This is a genomic window from Vibrio sp., assembly GCF_050299255.1.
Taxonomy (GTDB): Bacteria; Pseudomonadota; Gammaproteobacteria; order Enterobacterales; family Vibrionaceae; genus Vibrio.
In genome coordinates, this window is sequence record NZ_JBNKVP010000134.1 from 1 (window position 1) to 4,518 (window position 4,518).

The 4,518-nt window shown below is 48.9% G+C and carries 5 protein-coding genes and 1 pseudogene; 3 read left to right on the top strand and 3 right to left on the bottom strand.

The window, feature by feature from the left end; translation table 11 throughout:
• A partial coding sequence (locus ACQY6F_RS18195) for a glycosyltransferase family 9 protein (protein ID WP_428776471.1) occupies positions 1–783 on the bottom strand: 783 nt, incomplete at its 3' end.
• A 120-nt stretch (positions 784–903) separates the two neighbouring features.
• Between ACQY6F_RS18195 and ACQY6F_RS18200 the strand changes: the two genes are divergently transcribed.
• From ACQY6F_RS18200 to ACQY6F_RS18210, 3 genes are read left to right on the top strand one after another with little or no spacing between them, the layout of a single operon-like run.
• Positions 904–1,287 (top strand): glycosyltransferase, encoded by a 384-nt coding sequence (locus ACQY6F_RS18200; RefSeq protein WP_428776473.1) that lies wholly within the window; start codon positions 904–906, stop codon positions 1,285–1,287.
• A 26-nt stretch (positions 1,288–1,313) separates the two neighbouring features.
• Complete coding sequence (locus ACQY6F_RS18205) at positions 1,314–2,021, top strand: 3-deoxy-D-manno-octulosonic acid kinase (protein ID WP_428776478.1); 708 nt, start codon at positions 1,314–1,316, stop codon at positions 2,019–2,021.
• Positions 2,021–3,094 carry a glycosyltransferase family 9 protein gene (locus ACQY6F_RS18210; protein ID WP_428776475.1) on the top strand — a complete coding sequence of 358 codons (1,074 nt, stop codon included), beginning with the start codon at positions 2,021–2,023 and terminating at the stop codon, positions 3,092–3,094. Before ACQY6F_RS18205 ends, ACQY6F_RS18210 begins: the two co-directional genes overlap by 1 nt.
• 57 nt (positions 3,095–3,151) lie before the next feature.
• Here ACQY6F_RS18210 and waaA read toward each other — a convergent pair whose 3' ends face one another.
• Positions 3,152–4,429, bottom strand: a complete 1,278-nt coding sequence (gene waaA / locus ACQY6F_RS18215) for a lipid IV(A) 3-deoxy-D-manno-octulosonic acid transferase (protein WP_428776476.1) — start codon at positions 4,427–4,429, stop codon at positions 3,152–3,154.
• 2 nt (positions 4,430–4,431) lie between these two features.
• A pseudogene (locus ACQY6F_RS18220) lies at positions 4,432–4,518 on the bottom strand (glycosyl transferase); the annotation flags it as partial.

Below are 4,518 nucleotides of genomic sequence, written 5' to 3' on the forward strand. Positions count from 1 at the left end.
TGCGACGACCATCTGGCATTTATCCAGCAGTGCCAGCATCTGCTTCAGGCTGCTCTGGCCGACCAGATTTAGCACCGGCTGTGAGAGCCCCGCGCATATCTGCTCTGCCAGATCCCGCTCAACTTTCGCCGGGCTGCCCGCCAGAATAATGTGCCAGCCAGCCTGCTGGGCATGCTGGATTAACTCAATGTATCCGAAAGCATGCCAGTTTTTATACGCTTTGCTGGCCGCGGGTACGATCACCAGATTGCGTTTATTCTCAGATAGTTTACCGCTCGCCCACTCGCCATCTTGCTCACTGTAGTTCAGTTGCCAATGGGCAGTGATATCGTCTATGCCGAGATATCGGACAAACGCGAGCAGGCCATCCAGTACATGAGGCTCTTGAGGTGAGGGCACTTTGACATTGGTAAACAGCGTCTGAAAATCCTGACTGCGTTTGGCGTCAAAGCCCAGCTTATAGCGGGCTTTAATACCGAGCGTCGCGATACTGGCCCGAAAGGCGTATTGCATATGCAGCAGAGCATCAAAGCGGCGATGTTTGAGTTGCCGCCAAAGCTGCAGGTAGCCTTTCCAGCCCTGTTTTTTGTCAAACGTGATCAGTTCGATTCCGTGTAACCCTGCGAGTAACTGAGCTTCCAGGGTACCGGTGATCCAGGTGATATGAGTTTGTGGCCACTGGCGCTGAATCGCCTGTACCGCCGCGATGGTATTACAGACATCGCCGATGGCAGACAGTCTCAGAATGCAGATGGAATCAGGAGCTGATTGAAAAAGGGCCATAAAAGTAGTTGATGGTTAACCAGTTAGGAATCCTTCGGCGATTATGCAGATTACAGTCGTATTTCGCAAACCGGATTAAGCGATGGAAATGCTTATGTTTAACTTGCTTATGAGATAGCAATGAAATACGAAGTTATTATGTCTGCATATAAAGATGCTGATGTCCTTAGCGTGACTCTGGAAGGATTTCTCAAACAATCAGACCAAGACTTTTCTGTTTGTATTGCCGATGACGGTTCTGGCCCGGAGGTGAAGCAGGTTGCCGAGCGCTTTTCCGACAAAGGCTTAAACATCAGGCATGTCTGGCATGAAGATATTGATTTAGTCAAACGGCTGCAGATGCATGGCGTAAGTTACAGCGGCAAACTGGGACGAGCGGTGGTTTATCACCTTGAGCACCCGGTGCGAGAGGCGGATGACGGAAACATACAATTCCGGGCAATAAAACAGTTTAAACTTGCGACCACAATCAGTTATTGTAGCAACGGTTTACAGAGAGGCTAATTAAAAGGTTACATAAGTTGCCGCAGATAAAACAGATAACAGAAGGGGCGCAAACCGTCTGGTTGGATCCGGAATTGCTGGTGGAAAATCCCTGGCAAAGTTTCGACCCTGAACACTGGCGGCAGCAAGGCCGGATAATCGGTTCGGCACAAGGTCGTGGTACCACCTGGTTTGTGCAACTGGAAACCCTGCAAGTCGCGCTGCGCCACTATCGGCGCGGTGGGTTATTTGGTAAGTTGGTGAGTGACCACTATCTTTTTACCGGAATCAAAAATAGCCGCAGTTATCAAGAGTTTGTGTTGTTGCAATGGCTGGCCGCCAATGACGTAGCGGTGCCAAAGCCTGTTGCTGCCCGGGTGATTCGCAGCGGTGTGACTTATACCGCGGACCTCATTTCAGAAAAAATTCCCAATGCGCGCGATTTAGTTTCTCTATTGCGGGATAGAACCCTGCCAGATTCTGTTTTTCACCTGATCGGCCGGGAAATTCGTAAAATGCATAACGCTCAGGTAAATCATACCGATCTGAATATTCACAATATTCTGGTGGATGATCAGCAAAAGGTTTGGTTGATTGATTTTGATAAATGCCGCAAGCAGTCGGGAGAACAGTGGAAAAGCCAAAATCTGTCCCGGCTAGAGCGCTCTTTTCGTAAGGAAATGGCCAAGCACCCGCTTCACTTTGAACTCGACCAGCTGGAAGTCATCCAGCAAAGCTATCAGGAAATTAGCTAATGCGTTTTATTATCAGCAAATTACAGTTGTATCGCGATATAGTCCGTCGTGAGCTCGGCCTGATCATCTTTGACCGTAAAAAGCCGCTGGATCAGCCCATAGAATCCACTCGGAGTATTCTGTTCATTCGTAATGATGCCAAATTGGGTGATGCGATTGTTTCCTCAGCGGTGATCAAAAAAATCCGCAAACATCGCCCTGATATCAAAATTCAGGTTCTGACCACATCGGGTATGGCGTCGATATTTGAGCAGCATTTTAAAGTAGACCAAGTTATCGCGATGAACAAACGGCCATCTTACAGCGAGATCCGCCGCGTATGTCAGCAAGTGGGCGAGGTAGACCTGGTCTGGACTTTGAACCCGCATATGAAGATGAAAGATATCTATTTTCTCAAGCATATCCGGTCTAAGTTCAACGTCGGTATCGACACTAAAGTGAAACTGCTCAACGTCAATATCCAGCAGCAAACGCAGGGACAGCACTTCGCTAAAAAGTTTGATTATCTGTCGGTACTGCTGGGCATTGATGCGCCGCAAGAGCGCTATATGGTTCCTTTGATTCCCACTTCCCTGACCAAGTTAGAAACGTATATTTCAGATAACAGTATTGGCAGTTACATACTGTTTAACCCGTTTGGCAGTGGTAGTGAACGTAAGCTGAATAAGAGTAATATTACCCAGATACTACAGGTTCTGCAGCGGCAATTTCCGCAGTTCAGTGTGGTGATGCTTTCTTCACCGGAAACTCACCAGCTATTGGACAATATGCAGTTGACTGGCGATAAAGTGCTTCACTTCTCGGATAGCGAATCTATTTATGATGCGATTGCCGCCGTGCATTTCGCGAAGCTGGTGGTCTCTGTGGACACATCTATCGTCCATATTGCTACCGGGCTGGATAAACCTCAGCTCGCGCTGTATCGCTCAGATAAAGTGAACTTTGCCCACTGGAATCCTAACTCTGAAAAAGCGGTAACGGTCAACACAGGCAAAGCGATGAATGATTTGGACATCGGCCAGCTAGAAGAGAAAGCTCAGTCACTCCAGAAACTTACTGCTGCCCAGGCATAGAGAGTTCATTCCAGTCAAAAAAACAGCCAGCGTGATGTGCTGGCTGAGTTTTTACTACTAGATTGTTGTTAAATCCAAAGCGGCGATGGTTTTCTCTATCGCCCCTTTATTGTCGGTAAAGACACTATAAGCCGCCTGGCCGGTTTGCTCGCTTAACTCTGGATTAGCTATCAGACTGATGAGCTTTTCGGCTAACTCAGTGTCATTGTTCACCACCATCAAGCCACTTACACCAAACAGCCGGTTGGCTATCTCGTTAAAGTTAAAGTAACTGGGGCCGGTTAAAATTGGCTTAGCCAGTGCCGCAGGCTCAATAAAGTTGTGTCCGCCGACTTTATCGCCCAACAAGCTTCCCCCCATAAAGCAGATATCTGTTGCCTGGATCAGTAGCAGCAATTCACCCAACGTATCTCCCAGATAAACTTGGCTCGGCTTACTTTCAGATAGCAGAGTTTGCTGCGTTCGTCTTTGTACTGAAAAACCCAGTTGCTGGGTCAGCGCGTATACGTCATCAAACCGCTGCGGATGGCGTGGAACCAGAATCAATAACGCGTCCGGCTTATGCTGCAGTAGTTTCTGGTGCGCCGCCAGAACGATTTCATCTTCGCCTTTGTGAGTGCTGGCCGCAATCCAAACCGGTCGCTGCCGGCCTAACTGATCTCGAAGTTGGTGACCAGCCGTGAGTACTTGCTCAGTGACACTGAAATCAAATTTGACCGAACCTGTGATGCCAACACGTTCAGATGAAATACCGAGCTCTTTGAACCGCCTGGCGTCATCCGGATACTGGCATAGTACCTGAGTCAGGTGTGGGGCTATCAAATTAAACAGCGGCATGACTTTCTGGTAGCGGCGAAACGAACGCTCCGATAGCCGAGCGTTTATCACGCTGATAGGAATCCCTGCTTTGGCGACCGCTCGTAATGTATTTGGCCACAGTTCCGTTTCCACAATTACCAAGCGACTGGGCTGCATTCGACGGATAAAACGACGAACAGCAAAGGTACAATCCAGCGGCATATAGCGGTGTTCGACCAAGTCTCCGAGTTTTTCCGCCTGTGCGGCGCCGGTTGGTGTGGTCGTGGTAAGTAGTATCGGGCTGTCGGTATGCAGGCTCAGCTCTTTTATCAAAGGGCTCACGGCCATCACTTCGCCCACCGAAACGGCATGAATCCAGATGGGTTGGCGTTCACTTCGCAGTGCCGGGGAGAAGCCAAAATGCTCAGGCCAGCGTTTACCGACAAACGGCTGGCCTGGGTTCTTTTTAAACAGTTTAATCAAGAACAGCGGCGCAACCAGGGTATAGAGAACCGAATAGAAAAACCGCATCAGCATGATTACTTCACTAAATCTTCTGGATTAATGTGGGTCCACTTACTTCTCGGGCGGTCCAGGTACTGGAAGTGCTCGTTAGTGAAGGTACC

Excerpts from the sequence above, each read along its gene's own strand:
- waaA (WP_428776476.1), bottom strand. The coding sequence starts at position 4,429 with ATGCTGATGCGGTTTTTCTATTCGGTTCTCTATACCCTGGTTGCGCCG.
- ACQY6F_RS18200 (WP_428776473.1), top strand. The coding sequence starts at position 904 with ATGAAATACGAAGTTATTATGTCTGCATATAAAGATGCTGATGTCCTT.
- ACQY6F_RS18210 (WP_428776475.1), top strand. The coding sequence starts at position 2,021 with ATGCGTTTTATTATCAGCAAATTACAGTTGTATCGCGATATAGTCCGT.